This window comes from Chromatium okenii (genome assembly GCF_016583745.1).
GTDB lineage: Bacteria > Pseudomonadota > Gammaproteobacteria > Chromatiales > Chromatiaceae > Chromatium > Chromatium okenii.
Map to the genome: position 1 here is coordinate 1 of NZ_NRRQ01000003.1, position 15,944 is coordinate 15,944.

The following is a 15,944-nucleotide window of genomic DNA, read 5'->3' on the forward strand; positions in this document are numbered from 1 at the left end:
CGGAGTAGCGATTAAAAACTGAATGTAATCTTGTTCGGTACATTTTGCAGCGTTCATCTTTGTATAGCCAAGCCAGAATAAATTGATTGCGGCACAACAGTAGGATTGAAGGTGCTGCGCCGATTTTAACAATCATTTTGTGGTGGATCGACTATATTCTAAAGCTATTTTTGGTCAACTGCGTAACTCCTAAATGTATTGAAAATTTAATTTCGCAGATTGAAGAGACCATTGAGGAACTTGAGCCTCACGACTATTTTAATGAATCATTAAGGCGTAATTCAAATGCTTTGCTTCATCTGTTCTATTGTAATTATGAAAGAATAAAGGAAAACGAGTTTAGTAAGATTGATGAAAGAATTGAAATTTGTAGAAGAACAATAGTTGATAAGCATGGTGAAATAAACTACTATGTAATTGCACAACAATTACCGCTTTTTATTATTAATCTATATTTTAATAGTAAGGTTTTTACTAATGAAAAATATAACTATATTCCGTTGCTTAACCATAAGAAATCAGACATTAGGATTGTAACGTATTATTGTTTGTGGAACATCAGAGCTGAAATAAACAACGAAAAAATAATAGAATGTTTACTACTTAATATCGCGGAAACCTTAGGTTATGTAGAAGAAGCTGTTGGGCTGCTTTTTGGAATAATAAACGATGAAGATGATTTTTTTAAAATTGCGTTAAATTATACTCCACCCAACAACTGGACTGAGCAATTCAAGAGTAGGATTAGTCAGGTTAAAGAAAACAACCTACTTTCACATTGCTACTTAGAAATGCTCAACGAAGAAGTAAAAACGCTTAAGCATATAGAAAATATGTTGGAATAAATAGCAGCGTAGGTTGGGTTGCTGCTTTTGGCAATTAACCACCTAAACGGCGCAATGCTTATTCAAAGTTTTCAATTAAAAACCCTCACTTTCTAACTAAAATGGGGGTTTATTTTTTTATTGAGGTTCCTGTTTGATCGGAGCATCTATGAATTATTTTCGTCAGTGTTGACGAATTTTTAGTTTGCCTTGAGCCTCAGATTCGAGGTCGAAATCTCGTTAGGGTCAAAAGACATGACTTGTTCTGGCACCATCTGTGTGAAATGCGGTGAATCGCTTGAATCCATCGACTTGGCGGCTGCGCCACGAATTCCCTGCCCACGCTGCGGCAGTACTACACGCGCCTTTACAGAGATGATCATTGATGGTCTACGCATATTCGATTCTCTGCACGGACGCCTCAAACGTCCATCTCTCCCAAGCAATAAAAAAATACGCTGGGAGTCGTTTACCGGTTATGAATTCAGTCATGACCGCCAAAAGATGGTTCAAAAAGTACGTATGTTTGACAAAGATACCGACGAGTACGTGGAGCGCGTTATAGATATCGAGACTGGTGAGATCATTCATGAATGCGTTGAACCATTAACTAAGCATGTTGGACATGGCACAACAAAGCAGCGTAGGTTGGGTTGCCGTTTTTAGCAACCCAACAACTAGCAACATTGAACCACGCAGACGGCACTGCGCTCATTCTGCAACGCTATACCAGCGAGGTTGTTTAACCTACTCGTTAGGAAAATGGGGTTTCCAGTGCCACAGAAGATTCGTGACTTGCTCAAAAGGCTGAAACACGCCGGCTTTACGGAAATTACTGGAGGTGGAAAAGGATCGCACCGAAAGTTTGTTCACCCGAAATACCTTGGTGCAGTGACAGTGAGCGGACAGTCAGGTGATGACGCGAAGCAATATCAAGAAAAAGATGTCGTGCAAGCAATTGAAATGGTGAGCAAATGAAAGCGTTCGATAAGTATCATAAATGGGTGGATTGGAGTGAGGAAGATCAGGTTTATATCGGCAGATGCCCTGACCTCATCACCGGAATACATGGAGATGATCCTATCGCTCTTTATAGCGAGCTTTGCGCTGTCGTTGAGGATGTAATCCGCCACTTTAACGCTGAACAGCGACCACTTCCGGAGCCACGAGTTCGCCCTATGCGCGAAGTCGCTTAAGAGAATGTTTAGCAGCGTAGGTTAGGTTGCTGCTTTTAACAACCCAACATTCAATCAATCGGAACCTAACTGGCTGCTGCACCGGAGACCGCGCCATTGTAATTAAAGTACCGCAAGGTGCGACTTCGGTGAGCAAAGACGTTAGCTAAAAGCAGCAACACCAAAAATTAAGCACATCGCGCATGAAGATCGAATTAAAACCTCAAGCGATTAAAGATTTACGCAGTCTTCAGAAACAGGACGCTGCCCGTATTTTGGAGAAACTCAGTCAACTGGAACATGAATTTAGCGGAGATATTAAGCGCCTAACGAACTTTACTCCTGAGTATCGTCTTCGCGTTGGTAACTACCGTGTTCTTTTTGAGATCGAAGAATCTGCAATCGTCGTATATCGCGTAATGAATCGAAAACACGTTTACTAAAAGAGGTAATCAATGAATCTGCATCCGCAATTCATAGGACAAAACGGAGCCGAAGAATACGCAATTCTTCCAATTAAAGAATTTCGTGCGCTCACAGAGGTTCTTGAAGACTATCAAGATATAAAGAATCTGCGTAGTGCCAAGCGAGCTGAGGCTACACAAAAATCAACATCTTTGCCTGATGTCATCAGTGAACTTGACCTACGATAACAGCTAACAAGCAGCGCAAATTGGGTTGCCGTTCTTAGCAACCCAACATCAGCAATCAACACCTAAACGGCGCAATACTTAACAAGTTTATAAAGGCGCAACAATGACAACACTTAAGTATATTTATTGGCAAGATGAAGACATGTGGCTTGGATACCTTGAAGAATATCCAGATTATATGACGCAGGGAGATACGCCAGAAGAGCTACAGGAAAATCTAAGAGACATCTACCAAGAATTGACTAATAATTCTATTCCGTCTGTGCGTCATGTTGGAGAACTCGCAGTCGCATGAAAAGACGCGAACTAATCGCTCGATTGCAAAGAATAGGCTGCGTTTTAATCCGGCATGGCAGTAAACACGATTGGTATCAAAATCCGCTGACCAAAGAATCACAGCCTGTGCCGCGACATATCGAAATTAAAGACGTTCTCGCCAATCACATTCTAAAAAAGTTGAGTTGAGCGAGTTAGCTTAATTATTCAGTTCTGCGCTATGCGGTAAATTTAGCAACTGTTTTTTATCATGCTTTCATCATCCCACCCCGCAAAAATTGCTCGTCGTGCCATGCTGCGTTGGCAGCGCGGAGCAACCATTCCCGAATTGACCGATTATTTTGTTCACGCGCTGCCGCAACCTGAATTGATGCAGCAGTTGCTCATTGCGTCTCCCGCTTTACTGTTGCCATTACAAATCGCTTTGCAGCAAGCAATCATCATTCGTGAACAACAAATCGCAACAAAAGCATTGCGGCAATTGGAAACAACGCAAAAAACCCTTATTCCAACGATTGATGATGAGCAATTACTGCGCGACATGGTTGAGCAATGCCGCAGCGATGGCAGTTTAACGCGCTGGTTAGCAGGTTTATCACCTCAGCAACGAGATAAATTAGGTACGCCTGCTGAACGACACGCTGCAATTGCGTTGCGAAAACAAGGCGTTACTGCTTCAATAGCGCGGCAAATTCTCAATTGCTCTCTCACTGAATTAAATCGCTGGACGCAAGAAAATCGTTTGCAAGTGCTATATCAACGCACATTGATGCTGCCAAAACAAACGCTGGCACGGTTTTGGTTACGCAGCGATTTAGAAGCTGTCATTCCGCAACTCGTCGCATGGCTCAGCGAATGGAATCAACGCAAAACGGCTAAACGGACGCGCTTGCGTTTGGTTAAAGTCAAGCAACACGCCGAATCAACGTCGCCAAAATAACGTTGACAACCTTGCGCAAGCACTCAAAACGCGCTCGCTCCCGCCTAAAGACGCCAAACAGCATATACTTACCCCGCTAGTTGCCCCGCATTTTGGCAACATCCCCAGCGGTGTACCGCTAAATTCCTGATTTTTAAGCCTAAATTTTTCTTTTGTGACCGTTTTTTGGAGCTTGCCCTCGTGATCGAAACTCTTCGCAACATCGCCATCATCGCCCACGTCGATCATGGAAAAACCACGTTGGTGGACAAGCTCTTACAGCAGTCTGGCACCCTCGGCGACCGTTTTGGCCCGGTGGAGCGCGTGATGGATTCCAATGCGCTGGAGAAAGAACGCGGGATCACAATTCTGTCGAAAAACACCGCCATTCGTTGGAATGATTACCGCATTAACATCGTTGACACGCCCGGACACGCCGATTTTGGCGGCGAGGTCGAGCGCGTGTTGTCGATGGTGGATTCCGTGTTGCTGCTGGTCGATGCGCAGGAAGGGCCGATGCCGCAGACCCGTTTTGTGACCAGCAAAGCGTTCGCGCACGGGCTGCGCCCGATTGTCGTGATTAACAAAATTGACCGCCCCGGCGCACGTCCCGATTGGGTGATTGATCAGGTGTTTGAGCTGTTTGATCGGCTCGGTGCGACCGATGAACAGCTTGATTTTCCAATCGTTTACGCCTCCGCCATCAACGGTTATGCCGGGCTAGACAACACCGTCAACGGTGGCGACATGACGCCGTTATTTGAGGCGATTGTTGAGCATTGCCCCGCGCCAGAGGTCGATCCCGATTCGCCGTTTCAAATGCAAATTTCGACGCTCAATTACAACTCGTTTGTGGGCGCGATTGCGGTCGGGCGCATCCGTCACGGCAGCGTGCGTCCCAATCAACAGGTCGTCGTGGTCAAGCCCGATGGCGAACGTTATAAAGCCAAAATTGGCTTAGTTTACGGCTACTTAGGTTTGGATCGTTACGAAGTGCCCTCGGCATCGGCGGGCGACATCGTGGCGCTGACCGGCATCGACGCGCCCAACGTATCCGACACGCTCTGCCATCCCGATCACGCTTACGCGCTGCCGGCGCTGACGGTGGACGAGCCGACCGTGACCATGACGTTTCAAGTAAATACTTCGCCGTTTTGTGGGCGCGACGGCAAATACTTGACCTCGCGGCAATTAAAAGATCGTTTAGAACGCGAGTTAATTCATAACGTCGCGCTGCGGGTTGAAGAAGGGAATGATCCCGAAAAGTTTCGAGTTTCCGGGCGCGGTGAATTGCATTTATCCATTCTGCTCGAAAATATGCGCCGTGAAGGTTATGAAATGGCGGTATCGCGTCCTGAAGTGATTTTCCGTGAAATTAACGGGCAGATTTGCGAACCGTATGAACAATTAACGGTTGATATTGATGAGACCGCGCAGGGCGCAATTATGCAGGCGTTAGGTGAACGGCGCGGCGAATTAAAAGATATGATTCCAGATGGTAAAGGGCGGGTGCGTTTGGATTATGAAATTCCGTCACGCGGCTTGATTGGGTTTCAAACAGAATTCATGTCGCTGACCTCCGGCACTGGTTTGAAATATCATATCTTTGATCGTTATCGTCCGGCAAATCAGAGCGGAATTGCGCCGCGTCGCAATGGCGCATTGATTTCTAATGGCACCGGCAAAGCCTTGGGTTATGCGTTATTTAGTTTGCAAGAACGCGGGCGCATGATGGTTTCACCCGGTGAAGAAGTCTATGAAGGACAGGTCGTTGGCATTCATTCGCGTGATAACGATTTGACCGTCAATCCGTTGAAAGCCAAGCAGTTGACCAATATCCGCGCTGCTGGTTCGGATGAGAACATTTTATTAACGCCGCCGATTAAGTTTACGCTGGAGCAGGCGTTAGAATTTATTGAAGATGATGAATTGGTGGAGATCACGCCGAAAGCCATTCGGGTGCGCAAGCGTCATTTAACTGAGAACGAGCGCAAACGCAGTTCCCGCATTAAAGTTTAGCTGTTCAGCATGTTGTGTTAAATAAAAAAGCCGCCCCAGTTTGGCGGCTTTTTTATGTGTGGCGCATTTACTTGGTTTCATTCAATAACGCCCGCAGTCGATATAATGCCGCCAATGCGTCACGCGGCGTTAATTCATCAGGATTTAATTCACGCAGCGCGATATGCAATGGAGATTCCGATTCTGGCTGCGGCGCAGGTTGTGATTCTGGCGCGGTAAATAACGGCAATTGTGGCGGTTCCCGTTCTGCTTGTCGCCGCGCTCCAGCTTCTAAATCGCGCAACCGCGCCCGCGCTCGTTCAATCACCACTCGCGGCACTCCCGCCAGCGCCGCCACTGCTAAACCATAACTTTGGCTGGCTGCGCCCGCGTGGACGCGATGTAAAAAGACAATTGAATGCCCGTGCTCAACTGCATCTAAATGCACATTCGCAATTCCAGAGTGCGTGTCTGCTAATTGCGTTAATTCAAAATAATGGGTTGCAAATAAACTCAATGCGCCAATGCGGGTCGCTAATTCCACTGCACACGCCCATGCTAACGATAACCCATCAAAGGTGCTGGTGCCGCGTCCAATTTCATCCATTAACACTAAACTTTGTGCCGTCGCGTTATTCAAAATGTTGGCGGTTTCTTCCATTTCTACCATGAATGTAGAGCGCCCGCCCGCTAAATCATCAGAAGCGCCAATCCGCGAAAAGATGCGATCAATAGGGCCAATGCGTGCCGTTTGCGCGGGAACAAAACTGCCGCTATACGCCAATAATACAATTAAAGCTGTTTGGCGCATGTATGTTGAATTGTGGCTAACGAATCCGTTTGCAATATAAGCATGTTCTTGTGTCACACTTAAATCAAACACTTCAGCATCTTGCGCAGTTACACTGACAATATGATCGTAAAAATAGTTGTTTTTATAAAGTGTTTCTAGTTCTGCATCAGGCAAAGCTGCTGATTTTTTCTTGTGAGTCAAGCGAAAACCAACGCGCTGATGAAAAAGAATTGCATTTTCGCCATCAATACAAATAATGTAGTTTGGATGACAGGTTGTTTTTTTCGTTCTCAACGCAGCAATGATGCCAAAATTTAATAAAACTAACTGCACCTGGGTTGCCATTTGATAAGAAGATGTAGAGAGTTCAACGTTGCCATAACGATTGTCTACTGTTCCGTCTGTATCAAATAAGCCTTGTAAAAAAGCGACGACTATTTCTTTTGGTGCAATCAAAATACTCTCTGGAATGTATTTATGCAGCGAATTCACATATTCCAAACCTAGTTGCGCAAAAAACATTCTGATTTGCAGACTGCACAGCCGATACCGATATTGCGGTGTTTCGACGACAGTATAATGAAATAAATCTGCGCAAATTTTCGTAAAGGCGTCCGTGATGTCACGATCAGCATTCGTGAAGTCCAGATAATTTTTATAAATCAATGACCCATCACCAATAAGCAGCCCCATTAAATAAGCTAAATCGCTGCTCAATTTATTCGGTAGCGGATACTGTTTTTTGAGATTGCGAATTTTGGGCAATGCAGGAATAGCAACAGTTTTGCCCCACAAGTCGATATGCCGATCAATAATGATGATTTCGTTACCGCGTAAATCACCCAAACAACACCACTGTTCATCACCATTGTCGGTTTTAATGCGTACTTTGTGTTCGGCAGTTCCTTTTAAACTAAACCCATACCCAGTGGTGATTTTAATGGTTTTTTGAATACCACCAGAATAAAAATGTGTCGCAGTTTGTTGTGTGTGTAAACTTTTAACAATGACGTTGTGCGCTAAAGGTGCAAAATCATGTTCCGGTGCGCAATGCGGTTTTAATGCTGCGAGTGACATCAGCCCTTGTGATGTAAAAATGAAAGTATTGGCGGCTAAACATTTCCCTCCCATATTTGGCCCAGTAATCATTAACATTTGTTGCGTTGCGTTGAGCTGTAAATCATTGGCAACAAACGGTAAATCTAAAATGCGTTCCACAACCGGATGTCGCCCTTCAATAATATCAAGCTGGCGCGTACTGGTGAATTCAGGGCATTGCCAATGCAGCGTCGCCGCCCGTTCCGCCAAATTAGTGAGCACATCAAGCGTCGCCAATGCGCCAGCGGTGGTGTGCAGCGGCTCCAACGCCGTCGTCAATTGCATCAGCAGCGCTTCATACAGCATTTTTTCTCGCGCCAGCGCCCGCTCGCGGCTACTCAACACCTTGTCTTCAAACGATTTTAATTCGGCGGTGATGTAGCGTTCGACGCCTTTTAGCGTCTGTCGGCGCTGATAATCAGGCGGCACCTGTTCTGCTTTGGCGCGACCCAATTCGATGTAATAGCCATGCACGCGGTTGTAGCCAACTTTGAGCGTCGGTAAGCCAGTGCGAGCGCGTTCGCGGCTTTCAAAATCCAGCAAAAACTGATCAGCGTGATCCGATAGCGCCCGCAATTCATCCAATTCGGCGTCATAACCGGGCGCGATCACGCCACCGTCGCGGATCAACACCGGCGGCTGCGCGAGCAAGGCGCGAGTGAGCAATTCCAGCACGTCGGAATGTTCACCCAGCTCGGCAGCGATTTGCGCCAATAACGGCGCAGCAGTCGTCGTCAGCACCGCCAACTGTTTCCGCAGTGCCGGCAGTAGCGCCAGCGAATCGCGCAAGCCAGTCAGATCGCGGGGACGTGCCGAACCGAGCGCAATTCGCGCCAAAATGCGCTCAATATCGCTGCTGCCCGCCAGCGTTGTGTGCAATTCGGTCACGCTCGCTTCCGCCGCCAGCAGCGCCGTGACGGCCTGATGACGCGAGCCAGCGATCTCCTGCGCCCGCAGCGGACGTTTGAGCCAGCGCCGCAGCAAGCGACTTCCCATCGCCGTCGCCGTGCGATCAACGATGCCCAGCAACGTGTGCGCCGGGCGTCCGGTCAAACTGGCGGAGATTTCGAGATTGCGATGCGTGGCGGCGTCGAGCAGCAGCGCGTCATCGCGTTGCTCGGTGGTCAAGCCACGCAGATGCGGCAGCGTGGCGCATTGGGTGGCGCGGACGTATTGCAGCAAACAACCCGCTGCGCCAACCGCCAGCCGCAGCGCTGCGCAGCCAAAACCGCTGAGATCACGGGTGCCGAATTGGGCGCACAGCAGGCGCTCGCCGCTATCGGGATCAAAATGCCACGCCGGACGGCGGGTGATGCCGCGCTCCAGCCGCAGCTCCGTCGGCAACGCGCTGTCTTCATCGAGCAGAATTTCTGCCGGTTGCAGCCGCTCCAGCTCGCTGGTCAACGCCTCGCGGGTGGCGACTTCCAACACCGCAAAGCGTCCGCTGGAGAGTTCCAAATACGCCAGCCCGCAGCCGGTTTTACCCTCGGCGATGGCAAGCAACAGATTGTCATGGCGCTCTTCCAACAGCGCCTCATCGGTCAAGGTGCCGGGCGTGACGACGCGGGTCACGCGCCGTTCTACCGGGCCTTTGCTGGTCGCGGGATCGCCGATTTGTTCACAAATTGCCGCAGAAATACCTTTGCGCACCAATTTAACGAGATAACTTTCCAGCGCGTGATACGGCACGCCTGCCATTGGAATGGCTTGACCGGCGGCGTGACCGCGTTTTGTGAGGGTAATATCAAGCAATTGCGCAGCTTGTTGGGCATCTTCAAAAAAGAGTTCATAAAAATCGCCCATGCGATAAAACAATAATACCTGCGGATATTCGGCTTTTAAGCGCAAATACTGCTGCATCATGGGAGTATGGTTAGCGAATAAATGACTGGTCATTGCATAAAAAAACTGTGGCAGTGAAAACGATTAAAAGGTATTGAATACGACGCCTCATCACCCAATGAGGCGTTACAAGTTGATTATAATGAGTTGTGGCGAGCGATGAATCAAATTGTGATAGTCGGAATTGGCGGGCAGCGCGGCATGACGGTGGCGACGCTGACGGCAGCGGTGGATGCGGCGCTGGCGCAGGTCGGCGCGGTGCAGGTGAGCGGGTTGGCGACGCATGAGTGCAAAGCGACGGAACCGGCGCTGCTGGCGCTGGCGGCAGCGCGGGGCTGGCCGCTGCGGGCGTATTCATCGACGCAACTGGCGACAGTGCCGGTGCCCAATCCGTCGGAGCGCGTAGCGGCGGAAATGGCAACGCCCAGCGTGGCGGAAGCGGCGGCGCTGCTGGCGGCAAATAGCCAGACGTTGTTGCTGGAAAAGTGCATTTCTCACGGCGCTGACGGCAAGGCGGTGACGGTCGCAGTGGCGCTGTGCCAATCGCCGCTCGCTACAACTGCCAACTGCCAACTGACAACTGACAACGCAATGCTCTGCCCGGCGCTATTTCTGACTGCGACTGCGTCCGGGCAAGGCAAGACGACGTTTGTCGCGGCGTTGGCGCGTTATCACCAGCGGCTGGGGCGACGGGTGCGGGTGTTCAAAACTGGGCCTGATTTTCTTGATCCGATGATTTTGTCCCGCGCCAGCGGTGCCGAAGTGCTGCCGCTGGATATGTGGATGGTGGGCGCAGAAGACTGTCAGCGGGCGCTGTATCAGGCGGCGCGTGCGGCGGATTTGATTTTAATTGAGGGCGCGATGGGCTTGTTTGATGGGATGCCATCTGGTGCCGATCTCGCTGCGCAATTCGGCATTCCGGTGGCGGCGCTGATTGATGCGCGAGGCATGGGGCAGACGTTCGGGGCGCTGGCGCTGGGATTGGCGACGTATCGCCCGACGCTGGCATGTGCCGGAGTGATCGCCAACCGCGTCGCCAGCGCCCGCCATGCCGAGATGATCGCAGCGGGAATGCCGCCAACGGTGCCATTTCTGGGCACCTTGCCGCGTTTGCCAGAAGCGGTGTTGCCGAGCCGTCATCTGGGGCTGGTGCAGGCGGAGGAAATCGCCGATCTCGATGCGCGGCTTGATGCGGCTGCGGATGCAATTGCGGCAACTGCGTTGGCGAGTTTGCCAGCGCCGGTGCGATTTCAAGCGCCGCTCCCAGCGCCAGCACTGCCGCAAGTGCTGACGGGACAACGGATTGCCGTTGCCCACGACGCAGCGTTTTCATTTTTATATGCCGATAATTTGCGCACATTGACGGCGCTGGGCGCGGCGCTGCATTTTTTCTCGCCGTTGACGGATGCGGCAGTTGACGCAGACGCGATCTATTTGCCGGGCGGTTATCCCGAATTGCATCTTGCGGCGCTGGCGGGCAATACGGCGATGAAAACGGCGCTGCGCCAGCACGTTGCTGCTGGTCGTCCGCTCTATGCTGAATGCGGCGGGATGTTGTATCTGCTTGATTCTTTGCGCGATCAAGCTGGTGCTGGCGCGGAAATGGTCGGGCTGCTCGCCGGGCGCGGGCAATTGCAAACGCGAGTGGCGGGGCTGGGAATGCAGGAACTGGCGACATCTTTGGGCAGTTTACGCGGGCATTGTTTTCATCATTCCACGCTGGAGACGGCGCTGGTGCCGCTCGGCTTCAGTCGGCGGCAGCGCGATGGCGCACGCGGCGAGGCGTTTTATCAACAGGGCGCGGTGCGAGCGAGCTATCTCCATCTCTATTTTCCGTCAGCGCCAGCAGCAGCGGCGGCATTATTTCAACCTGCGCCGCTGGCGTTGGCTTGCTGAACTGACGGCAGGCGGGTATATTCCGCGCCTCAACGCCGGGTCGTTAGCTCAGTTGGTAGAGCAGTGGACTCTTAATCCATCGGTCGTAGGTTCGAATCCTACACGACCCACCATATTGAAAAAGCCGCTGATTTCAGCGGCTTTTTTTGTGGCTTGAATAATGATCGTGCCGATTTATTGCGTGGTCGCGCCTTCCAATTGCGCCGCCTTATCCAGCACCAACAGCTCTAACTCCTGTTTGTAACACACGATCCGCTCGCGCAACGCCGGGTCAGCAACGCCGAGAATCTGCGCGGCGAGAATGCCAGCATTTTTCGCGCCATTGATCGCCACCGTCGCCACCGGCACTCCGGCTGGCATCTGCACAATCGACAGCAGCGAATCCTCGCCGGACAAAAAGGTGCTTTTCACCGGCACCCCAATCACCGGCAACGGCGTGAGCGCAGCCGCCATGCCCGGCAAATGTGCCGCGCCGCCTGCGCCCGCAATGATGACGTGCAGTCCGCGAGCAGCAGCGGTTGCCGCGTAGTCATATAACCGCCGCGGCGTGCGATGCGCCGAGACAATCGTCATCTCATACGCCACGCCAAATTCCGTCAAAATCGCTGCGGCCTCACGCATCACCGGCAAATCCGAATCGCTGCCCATGATGATGCCAACCTGTGCCGAAGCCGGTTGCTTTAGCTGTTTCACGGGTGATCTTCTCCTGAAATTTCAATCAACTCGCGCACCTGTTGCGCCTTGCGGCACGCGGTGGCGAGATCAGGATCCAACACCGTCACATGCCCCATTTTGCGAAACGGCGCGGTCGCTGCCTTGCCGTACAGGTGCAAACAGACGCCGGGAATTGCCAGCGCCGCCGCCAGACCTTTAATCACCGGGCGTCCACGATGTCCGGGCGCACCGAGCAGGTTAATCATCGCCGCCGGTGATAATTGATCGGTTGCCCCCAGCGGCAAACCGACAACGGCGCGGAGATGTTGCTCAAACTGATCGGTCACGTTCGCTTCAATCGTGTGATGACCGGAATTGTGGGTGCGCGGCGCGACCTCATTGACCAGCAAACTGCCGTCTTCTTGTAAAAACATCTCCACCCCGAAGATGCCGACCCCGCCGAGCACTGCCACCGTGCGCATCGCCAATGCTTGTGCAGCTTGGGCGATGGCAACGGGAATTTGCGCCGGTGCCAACAAGAGATCAAGCACATTTTCCCCGGCGCGAAACCGCATCTCGACCACCGGATAGGTGCGGCAATCGCCATCGCGCCCGCGTGCCACCAGCACTGCCAATTCTTTCGTCGCTGGAATCAGGCGCTCCAACAACGATGGCACCGGCAGATGCTGCGCAAAGTCAGCCGCACTGGACAAAATAGCGACGCCGCGCCCGTCATAACCACCGCGCCGCGCTTTTTGCACCAACGGATACCCAAACGCGGCAAAATCCGCCGGATTCGGCGTGGGCATGGCGATGAAGGGCGCAGTCGGAATGCCAGCAGCGGCAAGCGCCTGTTTTTGCGTGAGTTTGTCTTGGATCAGCGCCAGCACCTGCGGCGAGGGATGAATCTGATGCCCTTCGCGCTCCAATTGGATCAGCGTCTCGGTGTCGATGTCTTCAATGTCAAAAGTGGTCACGTCACACGACGCCGTCAGCTCGCGCAGCTTGGCGGGATCGTGCGAGTGGCCGACGATTTGATGACCGGCGACTTGACCGGCGGGCGAGCCGGGCGTGGGATCAAGCACCACGCAGGTGCAGCCGAGACGTTTGGCGGCTTTGGCCATCATGCGTCCGAGTTGACCGCCACCGATGATGCCAAGGCGAACGAGCGGGAGAGGGAGATAAGTGTCGGTCATGGTTCGTCAATTGGTGTGGTGATGAGGAAGAGAAACAAATGGCAAAAAAACGTTTTCCATGTGGACATCAAGGACAGGGACAATACTGTCATCGCTGTGCGCAAGAACAGAATCAAACTGCTAAACAAGAACAGACTCAAATTGCACATCAAGAATGGCTGGCTTTATTCGAGTCTGATCCGGTGAATTTGCGGCGACTCGATAATAAACAGTTGATTGATAAAGCGAGAAAAATCATCAATGATATTCATGCTGGAGTGTCATATACCCACTATAAAGGAAAACGGATGCGTTACAACCGCGATATTATTTCGGTTCCTGTCAACCGCGATTATCGTTTAGTGTTTCATACGCTTGAAGGGAAAATTCAAGTGTATAAGTTAATGAGCCATGAAGAATACAATGTGAAAAAGCCGGGTGAAAAAAACCGCTAATTGTTTTATTGCACACTGCGCAACCACGCCGGCAACGCGCTCACGCTGTCCAAACATGCCAGCGGCTGAAATGCCAATAACCGTTCGGCAGAATGCACGCCGCAACATACTGCGACCGCCGCCGTGCCCGCGTTGTGCGCCATTTGCAGGTCATATTCGGTGTCACCCACCATCAACGTCGCTGCCGGGCGAACGCCCAGCTCGTCCATGATGTCAAACAACATCTGCGGATTCGGTTTTGAGCACGTTTCATCGGCGCAGCGCGTCGCATGAAAAAAGCCGTTTAAGTCAGTCTCGGCGAGCGCCAGATTCAACCCTACCCGACTTTTGCCGGTCGCCACCGCCAACAAATACCCGTGCGCGGCGAGCTGTTCGAGCGCCTCGCGCACTCCGGCAAATAACTGCGAGCGCGTCGGATTCGTCACCAAAAAATGCTGGCGATACCGTTCAATCAAATTGGCGCACAGCGTCGCATCCGCCGTCGGATACAGCCGCAGCATCGACTCTTCCAAACCCAGCCCGATGATGTCGCGGGCAGCAGCGTGGCTCGGTGCGGGCAGAGCAAGATCGACAAACGCCGCCTGCAAACAGGTGACGATCCGCGCTTCGGAATCCATCAACGTTCCGTCCCAATCAAATGCGATCAATTCAACCGTCACGCTTTGGCTCCCAATGCAGTTAAAACCTGTGTTAATTCAAGCGGCAAGGGCGCTTCAATGCGCAGTGCAGATTCCCCCTTTTTTCCGGTTGCCAACGGAATCCGCAGCAGCGCCGCGTGTAAAAACAACCGCGTCAGCCCCGCCGCTTTTAGCAGCCGATTTGCCGCCTCGTTGCCATATTTCGGATCACCCGCCAGCGGCGTGCCGAGATGGGCGGCGTGAACGCGGATTTGATGGGTACGCCCGGTGATGAGCTGCGCCTCCACCAGCGTCAAAATCTGCCCCTGCCATTCCAACCGCTGCAAGCGCCGCAGCCGCGTCCGCGCTGGTTTGCCGTCTACCAAATCAACGCGCACCAGCCGCTCACCGCTGCTTAACACATTTTTTTGCAACGGCACATCCACCGTCATCTCCGCTCGCGGCAAATCGCCCACCAGCAGCGCGATATACCGTTTATCCAGCTTGCCGTCGCGGATCAATTGATGCAGCTCGCGCAACGCGCTGCGCCGTTTGCTGATGATGATGCAGCCAGAAGTGTCGCGGTCGAGCCGATGCACCAGCTCCAATTCGTGCCCGGGGCGCAGTTGGCGCAACGCTTCAATCAAGCCGTAACTCAGCCCGCTGCCGCCGTGTACCGCCAGCCCGCTCGGTTTATTGAGCACCAGCAGCCGCTCATCTTCAAACAGCACTCCGCGCTCCAATTGCGCCAATTGCGGCGCGGGCGCATGTCCGGGCGCTGCTGGCGCGGCAAGATGCAGCGGCGGAATCCGCACCACGTCGCCGCAGCGCACCCGATAGTCCGCTTTGATGCGTCCTTTATTCACGCGCACCTCGCCGCGCCGCAGCACCCGATACAGGTGACTGCGCGGCACACCTTTGAGAATCCGCAGCAGAAAATTGTCAATCCGTTGCCCGTCGGCTTCGGCAGTGACGGTGACGTGCTGAACCGCAGGTGGCGCACTTGAGGCGGGAATTGGGGGCTGAGACGGTAAATTATGTTGTAATTTCAAGAGGATTTAATCCGAACGAAGTGGCTTAATTGCTGCAAATAGGCTTTCACTGGTACCATTGGTGCCGTGCGCTGGCGAGTGGAATCGCGTTTTTACAGAGTAAATTTTGCGTTGTGGGCATCGATTGACCACCAATGACACGCCAATTTTTGGCAGATTGAACAAACCTGCCACCTCTTTCTCCCCAGTTCCATCTCTTGATTTTCCGCACCGAGCCTGCTGCATTTCAACCGCCGTGCAGTGGCTTTGCAACCCGCGCACCTGTAAGCAAGTGGCGGATTCTACACCAGTTATTGATTCAACGGGGTGTGCGCTGACCGGTCAGTTGCACCGCTGCTCGCCACGCCGTTGTCTGATCTGCTCCTCCTTGAGTCAGATCATCCATCGCGGATTTTCAACCCTAGCGGTCGAAATCCGTTCATGCTTGTTGAAGTGCGCGTGCCCGATGGTGCGCCTCCACGCGAATGACCGCACGAGAGAGTGCTTGCGCCTGCGCATTGCGAGCCAAACTCAACCG

The 15,944-nt window shown here is 52.1% G+C and carries 16 protein-coding genes, 1 tRNA gene and 1 pseudogene; 13 read left to right on the plus strand and 5 right to left on the minus strand.

The annotated features are described in order from the left end of the window. Positions 1 to 86 precede the first annotated feature (86 nt). The 9 genes from CKO12_RS01515 to typA all read left to right on the plus strand — a co-directional run bounded on the left by CKO12_RS01515 (position 87) and on the right by typA (position 5,866). Positions 87 to 845, plus strand: coding sequence for a hypothetical protein (locus CKO12_RS01515; protein ID WP_200152970.1), 759 nt, complete (start codon positions 87 to 89; stop codon positions 843 to 845). Positions 846 to 1,079: 234 nt separating this feature from the next. Next, entirely contained in the window at positions 1,080 to 1,490 is a 411-nt protein-coding gene (locus tag CKO12_RS01520; RefSeq protein ID WP_200152971.1) for a hypothetical protein, read from the plus strand. 108 nt (positions 1,491 to 1,598) lie between these two features. Beyond that, the gene (locus tag CKO12_RS01525) at positions 1,599 to 1,802 is read left to right on the plus strand and encodes a type II toxin-antitoxin system HicA family toxin (RefSeq protein ID WP_200152972.1); all 204 of its coding nucleotides are present in this window, start codon (positions 1,599 to 1,601) and stop codon (positions 1,800 to 1,802) included. 400 nt (positions 1,803 to 2,202) lie between these two features. Further along, the gene (locus CKO12_RS01530; RefSeq protein ID WP_200152973.1) at positions 2,203 to 2,442 is read left to right on the plus strand and encodes a type II toxin-antitoxin system RelE family toxin; all 240 of its coding nucleotides are present in this window, start codon (positions 2,203 to 2,205) and stop codon (positions 2,440 to 2,442) included. 12 nt (positions 2,443 to 2,454) lie between these two features. Further along, entirely contained in the window at positions 2,455 to 2,652 is a 198-nt protein-coding gene (locus tag CKO12_RS01535; RefSeq protein WP_200152974.1) for a type II toxin-antitoxin system Phd/YefM family antitoxin, read from the plus strand. A gap of 103 nt (positions 2,653 to 2,755) precedes the next feature. Further along, a complete protein-coding gene (locus CKO12_RS01540) occupies positions 2,756 to 2,947 on the plus strand; it encodes a type II toxin-antitoxin system HicB family antitoxin (RefSeq protein ID WP_200152975.1) in 192 nt (63 codons plus the stop codon). Beyond that, entirely contained in the window at positions 2,944 to 3,117 is a 174-nt protein-coding gene (locus tag CKO12_RS01545) for a type II toxin-antitoxin system HicA family toxin (protein WP_200152976.1), read from the plus strand. Before CKO12_RS01540 ends, CKO12_RS01545 begins: the two co-directional genes overlap by 4 nt. Positions 3,118 to 3,178: 61 nt before the next feature. After that, positions 3,179 to 3,868 (plus strand): hypothetical protein, encoded by a 690-nt coding sequence (locus CKO12_RS01550; RefSeq protein ID WP_200152977.1) that lies wholly within the window; start codon positions 3,179 to 3,181, stop codon positions 3,866 to 3,868. Between the two features lie 180 nt (positions 3,869 to 4,048). Next, on the plus strand, positions 4,049 to 5,866 hold the full coding sequence (gene typA, locus CKO12_RS01555; RefSeq protein ID WP_200152978.1) for a translational GTPase TypA: 1,818 nt from the start codon (positions 4,049 to 4,051) through the stop codon (positions 5,864 to 5,866). A 67-nt stretch (positions 5,867 to 5,933) separates the two neighbouring features. Here typA and mutS read toward each other — a convergent pair whose 3' ends face one another. Next, on the minus strand, positions 5,934 to 9,599 hold the full coding sequence (mutS, locus tag CKO12_RS14815) for a DNA mismatch repair protein MutS (protein ID WP_242466152.1): 3,666 nt from the start codon (positions 9,597 to 9,599) through the stop codon (positions 5,934 to 5,936). Between the two features lie 138 nt (positions 9,600 to 9,737). Here mutS and CKO12_RS01565 point away from each other — a divergent pair. The 3 genes and pseudogenes from CKO12_RS01565 to CKO12_RS01575 form a co-directional block, all read left to right on the plus strand. Beyond that, positions 9,738 to 10,100: pseudogene (locus tag CKO12_RS01565) on the plus strand (cobalamin biosynthesis protein); the annotation flags it as partial. Between the two features lie 69 nt (positions 10,101 to 10,169). Continuing rightward, positions 10,170 to 11,474, plus strand: a complete 1,305-nt coding sequence (locus CKO12_RS01570) for a cobyrinic acid a,c-diamide synthase CobB (protein WP_200153077.1) — start codon at positions 10,170 to 10,172, stop codon at positions 11,472 to 11,474. 37 nt (positions 11,475 to 11,511) lie between these two features. Continuing rightward, positions 11,512 to 11,587, plus strand: a tRNA-Lys gene (locus tag CKO12_RS01575). A 61-nt stretch (positions 11,588 to 11,648) separates the two neighbouring features. Here CKO12_RS01575 and purE read toward each other — a convergent pair. Further along, positions 11,649 to 12,122, minus strand: coding sequence for a 5-(carboxyamino)imidazole ribonucleotide mutase (purE, locus tag CKO12_RS01580; RefSeq protein WP_200153078.1), 474 nt, complete (start codon positions 12,120 to 12,122; stop codon positions 11,649 to 11,651). Between the two features lie 41 nt (positions 12,123 to 12,163). Continuing rightward, entirely contained in the window at positions 12,164 to 13,324 is a 1,161-nt protein-coding gene (purK, locus tag CKO12_RS01585; protein WP_200152979.1) for a 5-(carboxyamino)imidazole ribonucleotide synthase, read from the minus strand. A 38-nt stretch (positions 13,325 to 13,362) separates the two neighbouring features. On the opposite strand from purK, the gene CKO12_RS01590 reads away from it, so the two are divergent. Next, positions 13,363 to 13,758 carry a DUF7682 family zinc-binding protein gene (locus CKO12_RS01590; RefSeq protein ID WP_200152980.1) on the plus strand — a complete coding sequence of 132 codons (396 nt, stop codon included), beginning with the start codon at positions 13,363 to 13,365 and terminating at the stop codon, positions 13,756 to 13,758. Positions 13,759 to 13,763: 5 nt separating this feature from the next. On the opposite strand, the gene CKO12_RS01595 is transcribed toward CKO12_RS01590, so the two are convergent. Next, the gene (locus CKO12_RS01595) at positions 13,764 to 14,417 is read right to left on the minus strand and encodes an HAD-IIIA family hydrolase (RefSeq protein WP_200152981.1); all 654 of its coding nucleotides are present in this window, start codon (positions 14,415 to 14,417) and stop codon (positions 13,764 to 13,766) included. Then, positions 14,414 to 15,427, minus strand: a complete 1,014-nt coding sequence (locus CKO12_RS01600; RefSeq protein WP_207146214.1) for an RluA family pseudouridine synthase — start codon at positions 15,425 to 15,427, stop codon at positions 14,414 to 14,416. Before CKO12_RS01600 ends, CKO12_RS01595 begins: the two co-directional genes overlap by 4 nt. Between the last annotated feature and the right edge of the window lie 517 nt (positions 15,428 to 15,944).